The organism is Streptomyces sp. NPDC057743 (genome assembly GCF_042798755.1).
Taxonomy (GTDB): domain Bacteria; phylum Actinomycetota; class Actinomycetes; order Streptomycetales; family Streptomycetaceae; genus Streptomyces.
Genome location: NZ_JBHVJX010000012.1, coordinates 124852 through 143531, shown reverse-complemented (window position 1 = coordinate 143531; position 18680 = coordinate 124852). Strand labels below are relative to the sequence as shown.

The 18680-nt window shown below is 68.3% G+C and carries 18 protein-coding genes; 6 read left to right on the top strand and 12 right to left on the bottom strand.

Annotation, left to right across the window (positions count from 1 at the left end; genetic code table 11):
• Positions 1-148: 148 nt before the first annotated feature.
• Entirely contained in the window at positions 149-625 is a 477-nt protein-coding gene (locus tag ACFVFQ_RS16250; RefSeq protein ID WP_383415411.1) for a hypothetical protein, read from the bottom strand.
• Positions 626-850: 225 nt separating this feature from the next.
• Between ACFVFQ_RS16250 and ACFVFQ_RS16245 the strand changes: the two genes are divergently transcribed.
• Complete coding sequence (locus ACFVFQ_RS16245) at positions 851-2272, top strand: tetratricopeptide repeat protein (RefSeq protein ID WP_383415408.1); 1422 nt, start codon at positions 851-853, stop codon at positions 2270-2272.
• Between the two features lie 41 nt (positions 2273-2313).
• On the opposite strand, the gene ACFVFQ_RS16240 is transcribed toward ACFVFQ_RS16245, so the two are convergent.
• The gene (locus ACFVFQ_RS16240) at positions 2314-2907 is read right to left on the bottom strand and encodes a histidine phosphatase family protein (RefSeq protein WP_383415405.1); all 594 of its coding nucleotides are present in this window, start codon (positions 2905-2907) and stop codon (positions 2314-2316) included.
• A 268-nt stretch (positions 2908-3175) separates the two neighbouring features.
• Here ACFVFQ_RS16240 and ACFVFQ_RS16235 point away from each other — a divergent pair, with 268 nt between their 5' ends.
• The 3 genes from ACFVFQ_RS16235 to ACFVFQ_RS16225 are packed head-to-tail and all read left to right on the top strand — an operon-like array spanning position 3176 to position 7306.
• Positions 3176-4360 carry a hypothetical protein gene (locus ACFVFQ_RS16235; RefSeq protein ID WP_383415402.1) on the top strand — a complete coding sequence of 395 codons (1185 nt, stop codon included), beginning with the start codon at positions 3176-3178 and terminating at the stop codon, positions 4358-4360.
• A complete protein-coding gene (locus ACFVFQ_RS16230; protein WP_383415399.1) occupies positions 4351-5898 on the top strand; it encodes a hypothetical protein in 1548 nt (515 codons plus the stop codon). The genes ACFVFQ_RS16235 and ACFVFQ_RS16230 overlap by 10 nt, the downstream gene beginning before the upstream one ends.
• 49 nt (positions 5899-5947) lie before the next feature.
• Positions 5948-7306: an AAA domain-containing protein gene (locus ACFVFQ_RS16225; protein WP_383415396.1), complete on the top strand. Its 1359-nt coding sequence runs from the start codon at positions 5948-5950 to the stop codon at positions 7304-7306.
• A 53-nt stretch (positions 7307-7359) separates the two neighbouring features.
• Here the strand turns inward: ACFVFQ_RS16225 and ACFVFQ_RS16220 are convergent, their stop codons facing one another.
• The 3 genes from ACFVFQ_RS16220 to ACFVFQ_RS16210 are packed head-to-tail and all read right to left on the bottom strand — an operon-like array spanning position 7360 to position 8964.
• Positions 7360-8208 carry a helix-turn-helix domain-containing protein gene (locus ACFVFQ_RS16220; protein ID WP_383415394.1) on the bottom strand — a complete coding sequence of 283 codons (849 nt, stop codon included), beginning with the start codon at positions 8206-8208 and terminating at the stop codon, positions 7360-7362.
• A 14-nt stretch (positions 8209-8222) separates the two neighbouring features.
• Positions 8223-8738 (bottom strand): DUF6879 family protein, encoded by a 516-nt coding sequence (locus ACFVFQ_RS16215; protein WP_383415392.1) that lies wholly within the window; start codon positions 8736-8738, stop codon positions 8223-8225.
• Positions 8710-8964: a hypothetical protein gene (locus tag ACFVFQ_RS16210; RefSeq protein ID WP_018541536.1), complete on the bottom strand. Its 255-nt coding sequence runs from the start codon at positions 8962-8964 to the stop codon at positions 8710-8712. The genes ACFVFQ_RS16215 and ACFVFQ_RS16210 overlap by 29 nt, the downstream gene beginning before the upstream one ends.
• A gap of 883 nt (positions 8965-9847) precedes the next feature.
• On the opposite strand from ACFVFQ_RS16210, the gene ACFVFQ_RS16205 reads away from it, so the two are divergent.
• Positions 9848-10330 carry a hypothetical protein gene (locus ACFVFQ_RS16205; protein ID WP_383415388.1) on the top strand — a complete coding sequence of 161 codons (483 nt, stop codon included), beginning with the start codon at positions 9848-9850 and terminating at the stop codon, positions 10328-10330.
• A 75-nt stretch (positions 10331-10405) separates the two neighbouring features.
• Positions 10406-11068, top strand: coding sequence for a class I SAM-dependent methyltransferase (locus ACFVFQ_RS16200; RefSeq protein WP_383415386.1), 663 nt, complete (start codon positions 10406-10408; stop codon positions 11066-11068).
• Positions 11069-11133: 65 nt separating this feature from the next.
• On the opposite strand, the gene ACFVFQ_RS16195 is transcribed toward ACFVFQ_RS16200, so the two are convergent.
• From ACFVFQ_RS16195 to ACFVFQ_RS16165, 7 genes are all read right to left on the bottom strand, one after another.
• On the bottom strand, positions 11134-12480 hold the full coding sequence (locus tag ACFVFQ_RS16195; protein WP_383415384.1) for a DUF3987 domain-containing protein: 1347 nt from the start codon (positions 12478-12480) through the stop codon (positions 11134-11136).
• A 409-nt stretch (positions 12481-12889) separates the two neighbouring features.
• Positions 12890-13663 carry a histone-like nucleoid-structuring protein Lsr2 gene (locus ACFVFQ_RS16190; protein WP_383415382.1) on the bottom strand — a complete coding sequence of 258 codons (774 nt, stop codon included), beginning with the start codon at positions 13661-13663 and terminating at the stop codon, positions 12890-12892.
• 477 nt (positions 13664-14140) lie between these two features.
• A complete protein-coding gene (locus ACFVFQ_RS16185) occupies positions 14141-15052 on the bottom strand; it encodes a hypothetical protein (RefSeq protein WP_383415379.1) in 912 nt (303 codons plus the stop codon).
• A 14-nt stretch (positions 15053-15066) separates the two neighbouring features.
• A complete protein-coding gene (locus ACFVFQ_RS16180) occupies positions 15067-15417 on the bottom strand; it encodes a hypothetical protein (protein ID WP_383415376.1) in 351 nt (116 codons plus the stop codon).
• Positions 15418-15445: 28 nt separating this feature from the next.
• Complete coding sequence (locus tag ACFVFQ_RS16175; protein WP_383415373.1) at positions 15446-15709, bottom strand: helix-turn-helix domain-containing protein; 264 nt, start codon at positions 15707-15709, stop codon at positions 15446-15448.
• Between the two features lie 526 nt (positions 15710-16235).
• Positions 16236-16829 (bottom strand): hypothetical protein, encoded by a 594-nt coding sequence (locus ACFVFQ_RS16170; RefSeq protein ID WP_383415370.1) that lies wholly within the window; start codon positions 16827-16829, stop codon positions 16236-16238.
• 83 nt (positions 16830-16912) lie between these two features.
• On the bottom strand, positions 16913-18667 hold the full coding sequence (locus ACFVFQ_RS16165; protein WP_383415367.1) for a recombinase family protein: 1755 nt from the start codon (positions 18665-18667) through the stop codon (positions 16913-16915).
• Positions 18668-18680: the final 13 nt, after the last annotated feature.

Below are 18680 nucleotides of genomic sequence, written 5' to 3'. Positions count from 1 at the left end.
TTAGCTGGGCCCCCCCCTCCCCGCCCCCCTCACCCCTCCGGCAACTCGTGGGCCTGGGGTTGTGGCCGGGGCTCAGTCACTTTTTTGTTGGGGTGGGGGTGGGGGGGGGGGGGCCCGGGCCCCCCCCCCCACCACTTTCCGCGTCGCCTCACTGACAGCGGTCGACCGCCTCGATCGTGCGGGCCGCCTCGCCCAGCGCCGCCCGCAGCACCACCGGGTCGGTGGCGTCGGCGTAGGCCCCCTCCGGCGGCACCAGCCAACCGGTGCCCTTCACCGGCGGCTCCGCCACGGCCCCGTCGTCCGGTCCACCGAAGCGGACCCCGCGCCCCGACGTCTGCGTACAGGCGCTGCCCGGCACGTCCCAGCCGTCGGCCGTCCCCGGCGGGACCAGGAAACCGAGGGTGTCGCAGGCGCCGTCGTGCAGGACCGGGCCGACGCCGTCCCGCAGCCGCAGGATGTCCACCGCCTCCAGCCCCTGCCGGGCCGGCACCGTGACCAGGTCGCAGGGCTGGGTGGCGCTCCCCACGGTCGCGCCGCACCCCTCGCGGCCCGCGACCCGACCCGCGGACCCGCTGCCGCCCCTGCTGACGCCGGTCTCCCACACGGAGAACCCCTCCTCCTGCACGCGCCACACCCTTTACACCGTCTCCAACGGGGAAACGCGTCAACGGCTACGGCGGCGGAACGCTGCAAAGGATGGCGCTTCATGGCAGATCGCGGGTGAGATATTCCGGTTTGTTGCCAAACTCAGGGTGGCGGACCCGTCACAGCGGGTACGGTCGTCCCCGCCGCACCGCCAGGACGCGGCGAGGCCACGATGGCACGGGAACAGGGCACGGAGAGGTCCGCCATGGCGTCGCAAGCTCCACGTTCAGCGTCGTCCCGCACCGCCCCCGCCCGCCCGAACACCGCCTTTCGACAGCTGCGCGGCCGGCTGTCGCCCGGCGAGTTCGCGGCGGCGGTCCGCCGGTCCGCCCGTGAGATCGGCGAACAGGTCTCGTGCGACGCCCGCTACGTGGGCCGCGTCGAGTCCGGGGAGATCCGGTGCCCGAACTACGCCTACGAGCGGGTGTTTAGGCACATGTTCCCGGGGCTGACGCTCCCCGACATGGGGTTCGCGCCGCGGGAGACGGTCCGCGGACGGGGGGCGCGGACGAGGGCCGCCGCGCCCCTGACAACCGACCACCGCGATACCCGTATCCAGAACTCCGAGGAGAGCGACGTGCTACGTCGCGCGTTCATCACCGGCGGCTCGGCGGCCGCCCTGGGCCTGGCCGGCCTCTGCCCTGCCGACCCCGACGACCCGGCCGTCGCCGCGACCGTGCCCGGACCCCGCACCGCCCCCGGCACCCGGGCCGGCGCCGCCGAGGCCGCCGCCGTCGAGGAGGCCGTCCGCAAGATCCGGCTGCTCGACGACCGGCACGGCGCCGACGGCCTCTACCAGCGCGCCACCCAACCGCTGCGCGCCGCCTACGAGCTGCTCGACGCCGGCATCCAACGCCGCGCCGTCTACGACCGGTTGCACGCCGGCGCCGGCGAACTGGCGATCTCCGTGGGCTGGTTGGCGCACGACTCCGGCCGCCTCGATGACGCCCGCTCGCACTACGCGGAGGCGCTGTCCACCGCTCGGGTCTGCGGCGACGCCGCCCTGGAGGCGCACGCGTTCTGCAACACCGCCTTCCTGGCCCGCGACGCCGGCCGGCCGCGCGAGGCGGTGCGGGCCGCGCAGGCCGCCCAACAGGCCGCCAGGCGGCTCGGATCGCCCCGGTTGCGGTCGCTGCTGGCGCTGCGCGAGGCCGGTGGCTGGGCGGGGCTCGGCGACCGCAGCAGCTGCGAGCGGGCCCTGGCCCGGGCCGAGCGGCTGTTCGCGGCCGGGCCAGGCGAGCGCGACCCGGAGTGGATGAGCTTCTACGGGGAGGCCGAACTGGCGGGCCTCACGGCGCAGTGCTGGTCGGCATTGGGCGAGAAGGGGCGCGCGGCGGAGCACGCGCGCCGGGCGGTGGCGCTCCAGGACCCCCATTTCACCCGGAACATCGCCCTGTTCACCGCCGAACTGGCCGACAACCTCGCGGCCGGCGGCCTCCCCGAGGAGTCCGCCACGGCCGCCCTACGGGCCCTCACCCTGCTCACCCAGGTCCGCTCGGCCCGCATCCGGGCGATACTGAACGGCACCGCCCGGGCGCTTGCCCCGTACCGCGACCACGGCCCGGTCGCCGACTTCCTGGAGCGGTACGCGACAACACCGGTGGGGGCGCGCGGCGTTGGGGTCTAGGGCCTCCCCCTGGACACGCCCTGGCCGCGCGCCTTAGCGGCTCACTCCAGGTGGCCGGTCTCGTTCCAACTCTCCACGGCCGGCTCGCCGTAGGCCCAGCCCAGCACCGACAGGGACGTCGGCGCCAGGCGGAGCCGCGCCGCGAACGAGACATCCAGGCCCAGCCAACGCGCCCCCAGGACACGCAGGATGTGGCCGTGCGCGAAGACCAGCACGTCGCGGTCGGCCGAGCGCGCCCAGGACACCACCTCGTCCGCGCGCGCGGCGACCTCGGCGAGCGTCTCGCCCTCGGGCACCCCGTTCCGCCAGATCAGCCAGCCCGGCCGCCCGGCCCTGATCTGCGCCGGCGTCAGCCCCTCGTACGCGCCGTAGTCGACCTCCAGCAGCGCGTCCCACTCCTGGGCCCGGGCGCCGAAACCGGCCAGTTCGCAGGTCTCCTTGGCGCGCACCAGGGGGCTGGTGCGGACCTCGACGTCCCGCAGGCCGTCCCAGGGGGCGCGGTGCAGCCGCTCGCCCAGGAGCTTGGCGCCCTGCCGCCCCTCGTCGAGCAGCGGGATGTCGGTCCGTCCGGTGTGCCGGCCGGAGACGGACCACTCCGTCTGCCCGTGCCTGGCCAGGAGAATGCGCGGTGCCATGGGTCGTACCTCTCGCCGGGTTTGCCGGCTTGTCGTGGTGGGTCGCTGGGCGCGGGCGGCGCTGACCGCGGCCCCTCCATCATCGCGCACCTGGCCGAAACCCGACCCATGCCCCCTGGAGAGCGGCCCGGGGGCCGCCGTCCCGGCGGAGCCGGTTCCGGTGTGGCGGGTGCCAGGTGCCACACTTCGACGGGTGAACGTTTCCCGCGAAAGCCGACCCGCGGCGGCCCCACCGGGGGCCTCGGCGTCCGCTCACCCAGGGGAGCCGATGCGAGGGCACCCGGCGCCCGTTCCGAGCCTGCGCCAGCGCCTGACCGAACTGCGCGGCCCCGGCGTGCGCCCCCGGTCGCTGGACGCCCGCGCGCTCGCCGCGCTCGCCGCCAACCCCGGCTGCCGGCGCCGGGCCCTGCTGGACGGCGCGGGCGTCGACAAGGCCGGCCTGGCCCGCGCGCTGGGCACCCCGGCGGCCTACGGCCAGTCCCAGTTCGCACTGGCCCGCGGCAACTCCTTCGAGGCGCGGGTGAAGGCCGACGGCGGCGCGGAGCTGCTGCGGCTGGTCTGCGAACGGCTGGCCCCGGGCACCGCCCTCCCCCAGGACGACGCGGTGGCCCGCCCCGACCTGTCCGCGTCCGGGCCCGAGGGCCGGGCGGCGCGCACCGCGCTGGCGCTGCGCGAGGCCACCGCGGCCGGCGGCTGGGCGCTGCTGGACCACCCGCTGCTGGCCATGGAGGTCGCCGGCTCCCCCGCCTACCTGGAGCCGGACGCGGTGGTGGTGCATCCGGACGGCACCTGGACCGTCGTCGAGATCAAGTCATTCCCGATGATCGACGGGGCCGCGGACGCCGCCAAGGTCGGCGCCGCCGCCCGGCAGGCGGCCGTCTACGTCCTCGCCCTGGAGGCGGTCGCGGAACGCGCCGCGGCGCACACCGGCCGCCCCGCCCGCGTCCGCGACCGGGTGCTGCTGGTCTGCCCCAAGGACTTCTCCAACCTCCCCAGCGCCGCCCCCGTCGACGTCCGCAAGCAACTGGCCACCACTCGCCGCCAGTTGGCCCGCCTCACCCGCGTCGAGGAGATCGCCGCCGCGCTCCCGGAGGGCACCACCTACGACCTCGGGCTCTCCGACGACGGCACCGCGACCCGCCCGGCGCCCGAGCTGACCGAGGCGGTGGAGGCGGTCCCCGCCGCCTACGCCCCCGAGTGCCTGGCCGCCTGCGAGCTCGCCTTCCACTGCCGCAAGCGCTCCCGCCAGGAGGGCTCCGTCGAGTCCCTGGGGCGCGGCGTCCGGGGCGAGTTGGGCGGGCTGCACACCATCGAGGAGGCGCTGGCGGCCGCCGCCGGCGCCCCGGGCCCCGACCCCGACGACCCAGCCGTTGCGGCCCTGCGCACCGCCGCAGCCCTGCGCGCCGAGGCCCTGGCCGCCGCGCCCCACCAGGAGGCGGACCCATGTCGCTGATCGAGACGCTGGCCCGGATGGAGGCGGTGGCCGCCGGCCGCGCCCAGCCGCTCGCCACGGTCCGCCACCGCCACCTCTCCGCCCGCCCGTTGGTCCTCGTCCCGTTGACCACCGCCGGTGAGGCCGGCGCCCCCCTGGGCGCCCTGGTCGGCACCGACCGGGAGAAGCCCCTGCTGCTGACCGTCCCCCAACCCCGCGACCGCGACCTGCGGTTCGCCTTCCTCGCCGACCTGGCCGAGGCGGTGCTGCCCTACGTGGACGGCTTCGCCGACGACGTCGAGTTCGAGGAGCGCAAGGAGACCGACGCCGAGACCGGCAAGAAGGTCCCCGTGCAGGTCGAACTGTGCACGGACGCACCCCAGTTGATCGTGCCCAGCGGGGCCGGCGTCGACTACGTCCGCCTCCTGGGCCGCTCGATGCGGTTTCGCCGGACGACCGAACAGGACCCGGAGACCCCCTACCCCGCGCCGCCCCACGTCCCGTTGCTCGGCCGCTGGTTCACCCACCTCGGCGAGCGGGCCCGGGTGCCCGGCTCCTGCCTCCTCCTGGCCATGACCGACCTGTTGACCCGCCACTGGGCGACCGGCCAGAGCGTCCTGGAGGACCAGCACCTGGGCGCGCTGCTCTCCTGGATCGCGCCGCCGCCCGGCGTACCGGCCCAGCGGGCGGCCGAGTTCGCCGAGGCGGCCCGCGACGCGGACGGCCAACTGCGCTGCCCGCCGGCCGGCCCCGCCACCGACCCGGCGTTCGACAACCGACTGCTGGCGCCCGCCATGGCCCGCTACGACGCCCGAACCCCCGGCGCCGAAGAGGACATCCGCGCCCTCGTCGAGAGCCAGCTCCGCCCCACCTGGGACGCCGTCTGGCAGGGCCTGGACCTGCTCCGCGCCCTCCCCGAGGGCGCCCGGGCCCCCGACCGTTGGAAGCGCGACCGCTGGTCCTACACCGCCCACCGCGACCGCATCCGCGCCGGCGAGCCGCCGCAACCCACCCAGGACGACGCGGTCACCGCCGCCCGGAAGCTGGCCTCCCGGGAAGCCGCCCAGGCCCAACTGGACGCCCAGGAAGCCTTGGACGACCCCTTGGTGATGGCCGCCCGCCGGCTGGCCGGCGAGGCCCTCCAGGGCACCGTCACCGCCGTCGAGATGGCCCTCTCCGAGGGCAAGCGGCCGATGCCCCGCCCCCTGCTGACGCTGCACACCGCCGACCGTCCCCAACTGGCGGACGGCACCAAGCTGTACCGCTCGCTCCCCGACGGCCGCACCCAGACCGCCGAGTTCGTCGCCTACGCCGCGGACGCGCAGGACGCGCCGGTCATCCGGCTCACCGGCGGCATGGGCCGCGGCCGCACCCCCGAACCGGGCACCGTCCCCGACCCCGGCGACACCCTGTGCTGGACGCTCTTCGAGCACGCCCCGCGCGGCGGCCCCGACCTCCCGGAACCAGAAGACACCCCCTGGACCCACGGCGGCCCCCCACCCACCCCAGAGGCCACACCCCCCACCGCCGACCCGGTCACCCCCGAGGACTTCCTCTGACCCACCGGGACCACCCGCCCACCCACCAACTCCCCGGGAGCGCCCCGGCATGACGCCCCCTCCGCCCCTGCCCGCCCCTCCGCCGACCGACCCCGCCGCGGCGGCGACCGCGGCGACCGACGCGATCCTCCACGACACCCTGCACAGCGCCCGCCGCGGCGTCGTCGTCGACTCCCCGCCGGGCGCCGGGAAGTCCACCCTCGTCGTCCGCGCCGCCCGTGAACTGGCCGCTGCCGGCCGCCGGTTGATGATCGTCGCGCAGACCAACGCCCAGGTCGACGACCTCGTCCTGCGCCTCGCCGCGAAGGACCCCGAACTCCCCGTGGGCCGGCTCCACTCCAGCGAGCCCGGCGCCTACGACCCCGCCCTCGCCGAACTCCCCGCCGTCCGCACCTCCGCCAAGATCGCCGACCTGGCCGACCAGGACGTGGTCGTCTCCACCGCCGCCAAGTGGGCCTACACCAAGGTCGAGGAGCCCTGGCGGCACGCCATCGTCGACGAGGCGTACCAGATGCGGTCCGACGCACTGCTGAGCGTCGCCGGCCTCTTCGAGCGGGCCCTGTTCGTCGGCGACCCGGGCCAGCTCGACCCGTTCAGCGTCGTCGGCGCCGACCAGTGGGCCGGCCTCGCCTACGACCCCTCCGCCAGCGCGGTCGCCACGCTCCTGGCCCACAACCCGGACCTCCCGCAGCACCGCCTCCCCGTCTCCTGGCGCCTGCCGGCCTCCGCCGCTCCCCTCGTCTCCAGCGCCTTCTACCCCTACACCCCGTTCCGCAGCGGCACCGGACCCGACGACCGACACCTGGCCTTCGGCGTCCCCGGCGACGGCTCGCCCGTCGACCGCGTCCTGGACGAGGCCGCCGAGTCCGGCTGGGGCCTACTGGAGCTCCCGGCCCGCCACACCCCACGCACCGACCCGGAGGCGGTCCGCGCCCTCGCCCTGGTCGTCCGCCGCCTCCTGGACCGCGGCGGCGCCGCCACCAGCGAGCAGTCCGACGCGCCCGCGCCGCTCACCGCCGCCCGGATCGCGGTCGGCACCGCCCACCGCGACCAGGCCGCCGCGGTCCGCGCCGCCCTCACCGACCTCGGCGTAACGGGCGTCACCGTCGACACCGCCAACCGCCTCCAGGGCCGCGAGTTCGACGTCACCGTCGTCCTCCACCCGCTCTCCGGCCGCCCCGACGCGACCGCCTTCCACCTGGAAACCGGCCGCCTCTGCGTACTCGCCTCCCGCCACCGCCACGCCTGCATCGTCGTCTGCCGCGCCGGCGTAGCCGACCTCCTCGACGAACACCCCGCCACCGAACCCGTCCAACTAGGCGTCACCGTCAAGTTCCCCGACGGCTGGGAAGCAATGTTTACCACGTGGGATCACTGGTCCGCACACCGTGTGACCTGGCGTCCCTGAACCACGACGGCGGCCAGTACCGCGCACGCATCCTGACGCTCAGACACTGCTGGTTAGCCCAGAGATGCCAGCACGTCCGCGATGAGCGCGCGGGCTGCCGCTCCCCGTACGGCCTGCTGCGAGAGACGTTCAAAGGCGCGGGCGTACAGCTCAACTTGGCTGGGTTGCATGAGCGTAGACGCGGCGTCCAGGGTGTCGGCGTGGACCCTTCGGTCATCGAAGATCGTGAAGGTAGGCATGGGCCACACGGTCCGTTGTTCCGCGAACGGGACTATGCCCACGGCGACGTTCTGAAGGTCCATGGCTCCAAGCAGGTGGCCGAGCTGCGCAGCCATGGTTTCGGCGCTGCACAGCCGGTATCGCAACACCGACTCTTCCAGCACGAAGGAGAACCGGAGCCCGCCCTTGCTCAGCACCTTGTTCCGCCGCATCCGGGCTGCCACTGCCTCGCTCACGTCGTCCGGTGTCCCTCGGAAACCCGCGATGGAGGAGAGCAGCGCGGAGGCGTACCCCGCCGTTTGAAGGAAGCCAGGGATCACATCGGATACGTAGACGCGGAAAGTCTTAGTTTGTTGGTACAGGTCGCCGGTGCTCTCTTGCAGACGCCGGAGGCCGGTGCGCTGAAGCCGTCTCCACTCCACATGCGCTTCGGCGGACTGCCTGTTGGCCGCGATCAGGTCGGGGGCCTGATCCTCAGCAATGCAGGCTCGGCACCACGCTCGGATATCGGCATCGGAGGGAGGCGTCTTGGCGTTCTCGATCCGAGATGACTTCGACTCCGACCAACCGCACCTGACGGCCAGCTCCCGCCCGCTGATACCCGCGTCCTTCCGGATCTCACGCAGACGCCCCGCAAGATCCTCGCGGGCCTTCTGGACGAGTGAAGAGGGGTGTGGGGGCATGGAGCTGGCTTTCGTCAGACCTCGTACTGGTGGTGCGGGATCGCTCGCTCCCAAACCGCTTCGAAGGCGGCAGAGCACAGCTTCACGGCTTCCGGGTCCGCCGTGATCTCGTCCTCCACTACCGCGCCGTCACCTGAGAAGTGGTGCACCCGGAGCAGGTCGTCATCGAACAGCCAGAAGTCATTCCCCGGTAGGGCGATGGCCGTGGCCCGCCGCCGTGGCAGCCACCGGACTTCCTCGCCGGCCGTGACGTTGGCATGAGTGACGTAGTGCTCCCACCGGATGTAGTCCGATACCGGCTCGGAGATCACCCTCGCCCTGCGGATCACCACGCCCCTGGCCACCGTGTCCGCGATCAACTGGTCATAGGGGTGCCACCAGGACTCGCGATCCTCCCAATTGATCCGCTCCCCGCGCTTCCACGCCTCGAACCGGTCCGTGGTGGCGTACGAGTCGCGCAGTTCCAGGTGGACGGCGGATCGCTGGCACTGGCCAAGCAGCTCAGCGAAGCTGGGCACGCTCGACGGCATCACACGCCTCCCTGATCATCGGAATCATCCGGGCCGGAATCCTGACGATGGCCTCACTGTCGGGCACCGAGCCGTTCGCGGGACTGGTCCCCTCGCACTCTGCCTGAGTCTCGGGGTTCGGCTTCCACCCCTGCAACAAGATCTCCTGAGCTTCCGCGTCCGCCCACACGGTGGGGCAGTGGTCCCGGTCGGTGTTGGGGTCGATCCCAACGAACTCTACGGCCATGGCAGGCTCCCTGGTCTAGGTACTTGCTCGGGCTTGCATGAGCTTTGCTGAGCAGCAGAGACAGCGTCAATAGTGTTACTAGACATGGGCGATTGACGTGCAAGCTCATGCAAGTTCCTGGTGCCCTGTGCTCGCCACTTCCTACGGTCTTGGCATAGTCCGATCCAGCCGGGAGGTAGCGGAACAATGACCAGCCCGATTCGGTACAGCCAACCGCCTGTGGAGCTGTCAGTGGACGGCTGGTTGTTGGAGGGTGAGGCCGCAGTTGGCTGCGGCGTCTGCTCTGCCTTGGTTCTCCAGCGCGAAGAGGCGCGGAAGCGGAATGACTGGGCCGCCGCTTGCGCTGCGGCACGGGAGATCCGGAACCACCCCCATGAAGGCAGCGACCGATGACCGCTCCGGCCGCAGCAGCGGGGAAGCCGCACACCGAGGATCATGAGCCCGAGGGTTGGTGGACGGAGCGCGGCGGGCGGCTGGACGTGGCCTCTGGTGTGGTGTTCATCCCGAGAGGCCAGAAGGTACCGCCGTGCCCTTTCTCGTGCTCCCTTTGCCAGGCTAGGGGGCGGCAGACCACATGAGTCACGACGGGTTAGAGCACGAGATAACTGGATGCCTCAAATGTGATGCCGAGGCGCATCAACAGGCAGTAGAGCAACGCGAGTCGGAGCAGCGAGAAGAGCGCGCCATGCCAGCGGGCGTGGTCCTGGTGGCGGCCATTGTCTGTCTCGCTGCGGTTGGCCTGTGGGCTGGCGTGGTGACTTCCCTGGCCTACCTGTGGTGATCCCCGGCCTATGAGACTCCCGCTCTCCCCTGTGACGGCGGCGGTGCTGCGCGGTGGGGGGCGGGTCTGCAAGTGCACTACTCCAACGAAGAGGAGACGCACGTGGCAACAACATTACAAACCCGTACCCGCGACCCGCAGATCATCCTGAACGCACTGGCAAACCGCGTGCCCCACCTGGTCACCGACACTGAACCGACCTTGTGGGACCGGGAAGTCGCGCTGCTGCTGCGCGACAACAGCGTCATGACCCGTGACACTGCCGAACGGCTGCTGGGCCAGGCCATCGCGTACACGATCACCGCCATGGAGCGGAAGGGCGTGGACATGGGCGTCGGCTACACGGTGGATGTGGCCGTGCACGCCCTGATCCTGGACACCCCTCTGTACTTCGCTCTGTGCGACGAGTACAACGACGGCCAGTACAAGCACCACGCGCCGCTCATCGAACGGCGCTGCGACGGCACCGTGATGCGTACGGCGGAGATCCTGCAGGACAACGGATTCGCTGTGGACGACGAACTGTGGGCCATGGACGCGGCGGAGTGCTCGCCGTGTGACAACAAGGTGCCCGACAGCCACTAGCAGCGCCCTGTACGGGTGTCCCTGCCCTCTCCCGGGGCGGGGACACCGAACCAACCGTGAGACCGAGGACGACAGTTGCCGGCACAGCACAACATCGATTCCGAACGCGAACTTTGGGACGCTTACGCGGAGAGCACCATGGACAAGGCTCTGCAGGCTAATCCGGTCTTCTGCTGGACGCAGTACGCCGGGCATGGCCCAGGCCCGGAACTGTTGGAGTCGCCGCAAACGGCGTTGGAGATCGGCTGTGGTACCGGGCGGGCGCTGGCGTTCCTCATGAACCGGGGAGTCAAGGCCACGGGCTTGGATCTGTCACCGGTCGCCATCAAGCACTTGACCGAGCGCTGGGGATCGACGGGCGCGGAGTTCGTGTGCGCGGAAGTGCTTGAGCACCTGGCGGCTAGCACGGAGACGTACGACGCCATCTATTCGATCTTCGGGGCGGTGTGGTTCACCGACCCAGCCAAGCTACTTCCGTTGATTGCTAAGCGGCTGAATCCGGGCGGCGTGCTCGCCTTCTCCCAGCCTCCGGCTATCCCTGGCGCGTACGGGCCACAGGGCATGTACAAGGGAGGGTTCGCTGGCAGGGCCATGTACACGTACCGGTACAGCTACACGCCCCGGAAGTGGGAAGGTCTCCTGCTCAAGGCCGGATTCAAGGAAGCGGACGTACAGGTCCTGGACGCTCCAGAACAAGATCACATTGGGACTCTGATCGCCCGCGCGGTGGTTTCCTGAGAAACAGGACCGAAGTAAAGAATGAACGCCCCGACCCATTCAGGCCGGGGCGTTTCGTTGGTTCGTTAGAGCAGAGCAAGGAAGGGGTTGGAGTCGGCTGGCGATTCCGGCCGCTTCACCGGCTGTGGTTCCGGGGTCTGCTTGGGGACCAAGCGGTAAGCATCCATCTGCACAACCGTGGCGCGGTTCTCTTCACGCTCCACAGCGACCGGCATCGGTTGCGGGGCCGGGTTCGGCTGCTCGGCGTGAGGGTAATCGCCACCGCGGAGCGTGAAAACGGTGGCCGGACGGCCGGTCTTCCCCGAGCGATCCACGGTCACCACCACATCGGGCAGTTCCTTGACCTCCGCTGCGGTCGCCCCGACATACGGGAGCACCTGAGAGGACGTGGCCCGGCCGCCGTGCATCTCGATCCGTGCGCGGACCTTCTCCGCCAGGCTGAGCGGCTGACGCTTGCCCTTGGTGCCGGTACCGGCCGTGATCTCCTGAACCGATTCCATGGCGTACGTGACCAGAGCAGCAGCGGCTTCAAGGTCCTCAGGGGTGACCTGGGCGCGCAAGTCGAACAGGGCATACAAGGCCGCGATGCGGCGCACCTGCTCATTGCAGCGGGCGGCGAACGGCTTCAACTCCTCGGACTCCCGAGCCTTGGTGAGCATGTCGCGCCGGATGATGTCGGCGGTGTCGTAGGCGCCCTCGGAGAGGGTGACCAGTTCGGCCCGCTGGCCGTGGCGCACGGCACGTGCCATTGCTTCCCCAGCCTCCGGTATCAGGTGCGCGGGCATCCGGTCACGTTCGCTCAGCCAACGAACCTGGGTGACGGGGAGGATCAGCAGACGGTTGTAGGAGCCGCCGTCGCGTTCGGTGGTGCTCATGCTGGCCCGGAACTCTTCGGGCGTGATGTGTCCCATGATCGAGACGCGGGGAGCGTCCACCTGAACCGGTTCCTTGGCCCTGGACGTGGCGATCGTGGCCCCGTCCCACAAGTCTCGGAGCACCTGGGACAGGTTGGCTTGACGACGCCCGGCCCGCAGCACGCGGGCGTACTCGGTATCGACAATGAGCGCGTGTCCGTCGCGGTCGTCCACGGCCTGAATCAACCCGGCCCCACCGACCACCCCGTTGATCACGTGCCCGGCCATGAACGTGCTGTTCGCGTCCTTGGCAACGGCCGAAGCAACCCCCCAGGACTGCCCCTTGCCCTCGCCCGTCCCCCCACACAGGAGGACATGAAGCATGAGCGGCATGGAGCCGGAACCACGCTGGACGCGGGTCTCGGGAAGCATCGCGGAGAAGGCACACAGCAGACCACCCAACAGTCCAATCGGGGACCACTCCACATGCGGAGCCAGGGAGTTCACCACCGCCCGAAGTCGGCCGGTCGTCATGGTGCGGAAGTCGGGGGTGCTCATGCTGCTATCGCTTCCTCGCGTGTGGGGTGATGGTGGGACGGAGTGGCGTGACGCCAACGGCCAGAGTCCTTGACCAGGACGTCAGGGCTATTCGAGTTCGGCAGGCACAGCGGCACCATCTCCCCGCCGTCGGACGGGATCACGACGGCCCGCGTACGCGCATCCTTGGCTCCGCCGACTTCCGCCGCGCGTTTGGTTGCTGCCACAGTGAACGGATCGGTGGTGACGATCCCGGTACGTCGCTTGCCTTGGTTAGTTGTCCAGGTAACCCAACTACCGGGCGCGTAGCCACGCTTGCTCGGTTTGCTTCCGGCACCGTAGCCCTGGGCTTTCTTCCACACGCTCAGGTCACGGGGCCGGGGGTGCCGACCGCCGCTCGGGACGGTCGGCACGGGCCGGGGAGCGGCATTCAGGCCGCTACCGCTTTTCCCGCCGCATCCTTGTGGGTCAGCTCGTACGCGTGCTTCACGTGCATCGGGATGCGGCCCTTGGACGGGACGACGTAGCCGTTCTCCCGTGCCCAGGCACGAACCGCGCGGTTGCGATCCCGCTCGGTCATGGCCTTGGGACCGACCTTGGCCGGTTCGGGGAGAGGATCCCCACCGACCAACTCACCAGCGCATATTGCGGACTTGAAGCGGCCCGGTACCCGCACGTCCATGCACGGGATAGCGCGCTCCCGAGCGTCACGCAGCTTGGTCCCGTTACGCTCGCCATGCTCCCCCAGGAGCAGGAGGACAGTGGAGTCGTCGGCACGCCCGACCACCTCATAGCCCAGATTGCGGACCGCCTGTCGTGCGTCCGCCCAGTCATACCCGTCAATCTCGCCACTGATCATCACGGACTTCATCGGTTCAGGCTCCGTCGCATCCTCGCTTGCGCGCCCCGCAGCGTCGCCCTCCGACTCGACATCGGCAGACACCGGCTCAGCCACAGTCGCAGGCTCAGACTCAGTAGCCACAGGCTCAGCATCGGGATCGGCATCCGCCCCGTCCCCATCCTGAACACCGGCCCCCAGCGCATCCACCAGGTACTGCCCGAAGACGGCCGTGTGCTCCGTGCACAGGTCCCAGGTGTGAGCTCCCAGGGCCAGAGTGTCCGTGGCTTCTTCCTCGCTCCCGTCACGGGCAATGTGAGCGTCACAAAGCGTCTTCTCAACGGGAACCAGGACAGTCTTACGCATGGGCGTGCGTTCCTTAGATAGGGCGGAAGAGTGAAGTCTTGAGGTAGCCGGAGCACCGCTCTAACGGCCAACCGCATTCGGTGGTGCGGAACTGACTCCATCTTGCACGAATCCAGCCCGAGAAACACCCAGATTAGATTACGAAACCATAACTTCAATGAATTCAATAACGGGGGTAAAGAGTAGTTAGACAATAAAAGGACCCACCGGGGGTGCCTTCCTTGAACCGTGTACGGGTATCAAATTTTCAGCAATTCGAGCTTTCGTCAACACCGAGGTACCCCGAAATGTCCAATAGAATGTTCGCGAAGCCTCCAAAGAGGCTCCAGGTGCCTGCCAGGGAACGGATTCGGCGACTCTCGCCACTTTTTTGGCGTTGAGTGTCACGGAATTGATAAAAGGACACCTAGTGTGCCTTGAACGGGTGCAAAAGAGAGGCCCCCGGCCTGTCGGTCGGGGGCTAAGACTCATGAAAAGTCAGGCCGCGGTACCCCAATCCACCGCGGCCTTCACGATTCCCTTGGTCGGCTTGGACTCATCAAAGGTATTGTCCGTCTTCTTGGTGTCCAGCTCCGGGTACCGCACGATCTTTCCGCCGTACAGGTGGAGAGTGTCGATGTAGTCGGCGCGGTACTTCTCCGACTGTCCCTCACGGAAGCCCGTGAACTGGCTCGCGTAGGTGGCGAATGCCTTGTGTCCGGCCACGATGTCTACACCCTTGGGCATCGCGGTGGTGGAGGCGACGGTGAACCCTCCCAATCGGGCTACGACACCGTTTGCGGTTACGCCGTTCTCACCATAGGCAGCGGCGTTGGCTACGGCTGGATGCTCTACGAGGTACCGCTTCACGCGAGGCGAGACGACCACATATCGGCCCGAGGGAACGTCGTTCTCGTCCAGGGCAAGCATCATGTCCAGGATGGCGCCATACATGGCCGCAGGGATACTTCCGGAGGCCGCCTTGATCTTCGGAAATTCGGTAGCACCCTTGGCGATAATATTTCCCATGAACGTGTCGGCCTCACGGGCCAGGGCACGAATCATTTGCTGATTTATCGGGGAGTTCATGCCCCCGGCCGCCTGGTATTGCTCGACGGTCTCAACGAGCACCTGGAGGTACTTGGCTTCAGTGACGGGCAGCTTTTGATCCACGGTCTCGGGACGCTGGGCAGTCATGCCTTCGGCAATGGTGTAGTCGCCGACCGTGGGGCGCATGAGCGAGTTGATGTGGACGACATCGCCCATCTTCTGAATGGTGCCCTCGTAGTCGTTGTTCGCAACGAACGGGGCTGCCCACACCAGCAGCGGATCAAACTGCGTGAGGAGCTCGGCGTCCCACAACTCTGGGACGAACGTATGGGTGGCGGGGTTCTGGTAGGCAAAGGCCATAGGAGTACTCCTAGTTAGCGCTTACGGACATCGAGGGATACGCGGGGGGCGGGTTGGAACGGGGACCCGGGGAAATAGCCCATGCCCTTAATCTGAGGGAACTCAGGCTGGGAAGGCTTCAGCGGCTCAAGGGCCTTTGCGATGGCCTCAGGTGACGGGTTGCCGTCCTCGCCAAGAAGCTTTGAAGTGTCCAGGTAGTCAGCAAACTCACTGCTCAACTTGATGCCGGCCTGGGCGGCGTGAACCTTGAGTTCGGCCTGTGCAAGCTTGGCCGCGTACTCGCGCTGCACCTCGGCCCGAACGGCATCGGAACCGTCGGCCGGCACCGCGGCCGGAGAATGGGAATCGGTCTGAGGGGTGCTCATCTTAATGTCTCCTAACTAATTGTTCGATTTAGGCAGCCGGGGCGCCCTCGCGGATCAGGGCGTCAACGGCAACGGCCTTGCGGTGCTGTTCGCTGTCCTGGTCACTCATGAGCGACAGCAGCGGCGTGCACAGATGCCGGGACGCCTGCACGAGCATCCGAAGACTCGGAGTGGTCTCTCCGGACTCCCACCGGTAGACGGTTGAGGGAGCCACAAGCATTTCGTCAGCCAGTTCCTCGACAGACAGGCCGAGAGTGATTCGACGGGCAGCGAACGTGTGACGGTCAAACATAAGGAACTCCTTGCAATTGGTTGCTGAAACGCGAATATGTGAGCAAAAATGAGACCCCAGCCACCACGAAGGCAGCCGGGGTCGAAAGGTGCTATGGAGAACTTCCCCCCCTCACTATTAATGTCGGTGTCCCCCACGCACCGAAGGGACGCGAAACGGGAGAGGAGTTCCCTCTACCTAGTACGTAGCTGTCACTACGGACAGCTAGTAACAGGGAATCCGAGAAACGTTGTCGAGATCGCCCGCCGCAGCAGGGCGGAACACTCAGGCTCGGGTATGGCCTCCCTCACTGGGAGGGCGGCCTCTTTGTGTATCTCGTGGGTCCTTCTGTCGCTTCGCTCGTCAGGCCCTCACTCGATGGCCTGGGCTGGTTCAGGACCCCTCAAGGTCCTGGACCCTGAAGTCATGAGTGAAGATGAGGCCCCGGCAAGGGCCTCCTTCTCACCAACAACTACGTTCTATGAGCTACGTACTACCAACTACCCTCTACTAACTAAGTCCCTGGTGTAGCGGGGACATAACGCGGCTACGCAGCCTGGCGGCGGACGCAGACCTCCATATCCCACGGAACGGAGTACGAGAACGGGTCGTTCGGGTCCGGACAGTTCCCTTCCGGGTGCACTGGGCATGTTCCGATTACGGAGGCATCAGCCGGCCGTGACGCAGCATCGACTGCCCCGGCTTTCCTGCGCGGCCTGGAAGGCTTGGTGTCGGCCACGATGATGACGTCCCCCTCAGCAGCCCCGGCCAACGTGCCGTAGTCGTCCAGGATCACCACGGGTGCGGACAGGCGCAGGTTCGCCGCCCGGCTCACCTTCCCGTGCTGGGTGAAGAACCCGATCCTTGTCAGCGTGTCCCGACACGCCTTACCCGGATGGTCCTTGGTGTTGTAGCCGAGCCGTTGGGCTATCTCCGTGTCCCCGGTGAACATCGCACCGGTTCGGCCGTTCACGGCCCGCAGTTGCGCCAAGGCCCACAACAGGTGCTCACGCCCGAACTCCGGCGTCTCCCGCGCCAGGAGACCACCGGGGCCGAACGCGTCGAACAGGGCGCGGCTCCATTCCTCCTTCACGTCATAGGTGGCCTTGAGCAGTCGACGCGGGTGCACAGCATGAGGCATGGGCGACTTCCTTTCAATTGAGAGTGCCAAGGCCCCTGGAGATCCAGGGGCCTTGGTCTGGTGGGTATTGCCGTACGGGGTGACTAGAAGTCGTAGTCGTACCGGTACTTCTCTTCCTTCACCTCTTGCAGTTCCTCCGCTTCCCGGATCAGGTCCTCCAACATCCCCTGGAATACCGCATAAGCACCGGTCTCGTACTCTTCTCCATCGCCGAAGTCCCACGTTCCTTGCAGCGCCCCGTCAGCGCGCCGGGGCAAGTCCTTGGGCGTTATGAGTCCAATCACGCACACACCCTTGGGGGTACCTACTGGGAACATACGCAGTCCCGACTTACGAAGGAACGGCCCTCGCTCTTTCCAACCGGCCATTTCGACCCACTTCTGCCGGTACTTCTGGCCGACGCTCTTCTCAACCCACCGGCCAGGGACGTACGGCTCCTTCCTGAGCTCATCCAAGTTAGAGGCATGACGTTCCATGGTTTCGGTGAGCGCGGTCACGGCCGCTGCGGATGAGGCTTGGGCAACCGCCTGAGACAGGTTCTCCATGGCAGCCTCAAGTTCCTTTATCTGCTGCCTGTTGTCCTTGCCGGGGATATAGGACCTTTCCATGACATCCTGCTCGCCGAGCTTGGACAGAAAGGCTTGCTCCGCAGCCTCGTACAGTTCCTTCTGCGGCCAAGACACTGAGAATGCGCACGCCGTGCCATTGGACCAGGAGGAACAGCGAAAGTACTTGTGTTTCCTGACCTCGCCAGTGCTCAGCTTTGCCGGGGAACTGTTCTCGTACATCTTCAGTCCGCACGGGCAGTACAAGACCCCGGTCATAGGCGAAGCGTTGGACTTGATTCCAGCGCGGTGCCTTCCCAGGCTCGTCACCGTTGCCTGGAGCTTGTCGAACTCCTCGTCCGTCAGGATCGGATCCGCCCACCTGACGGGCATCCCGTCCGTGAGCAAAGGCTCACCCTTGTGCATGGCAACACCCTTAAGGACCGGCTTCTTGAGCATCTTGCCGAGCGTGGAAGTGGTCCACTTGGTGCCCTTGATGTGAGTCTTCACGCCAGGCTTGCCGTCCCTGGCGTTGACGCTCCGCTGATGATCCTGGGAAGTCAGGACGCCACGGGCACAAACGCATACGGCCGCTTCGTCGTTGCCGATGGCGTGGCACTCTGGCAGATGCCGGGGGCGGGCGTTCCAGTCGTTGCAGAGCCGTCCCATAGTCCAGCCCTGCTCTGCTATTCGCTGGTACGCCTCCCGGATCAGAGGTCCCGTCACGGGGTCGATGATGAGCTTGTAACGCTGCTTGCCCTTGTGGTCCGCCAGGACCGGGCGGTAACCGAAGGGCCAAGTGCCGCCACCCCACAGGTTCTCGTCCCTGTAGTACTGGGTCTGGTTCTTGCGCTTCTTGACGATCGCTTCCCGGTACTCCTGAGCCTGTGTCGCCTTGATGTAGGCGATCATGCGGCCCGTGGGAGTGTGAATGTCCAGGGCCGGGTCGTCGAGGCAGACGATCTCCTTGCCGCCCTTGTGGCACCGCTCCGCGAAGCGGTCCCAGTGGTGCTGATCCCTGGTGATGCGGTCCAAAGAGGTGACCATGAGGGCGTCCCACTCGCGCCAGAGCGGGTCCTTCATCCAGCGGCCCAGCTTCGGGCGCTCGTCGAGGTTCACGGCACCTGAGACCGTCGAGTCCTCAACCTCGCCGGCTACGGCGTACCGGCCCTCCTCGGTCGCGGCGTCCAGCTCCTCGCCTTGGCGGGCAAGGGCAGAGCTGTCCTCGGTGTCGCGGCTGATACGCCGCACCTTGAGGACTCGCATACCGGGCAAGAGTCGTGCACTGGACATAGGCACACCTTCC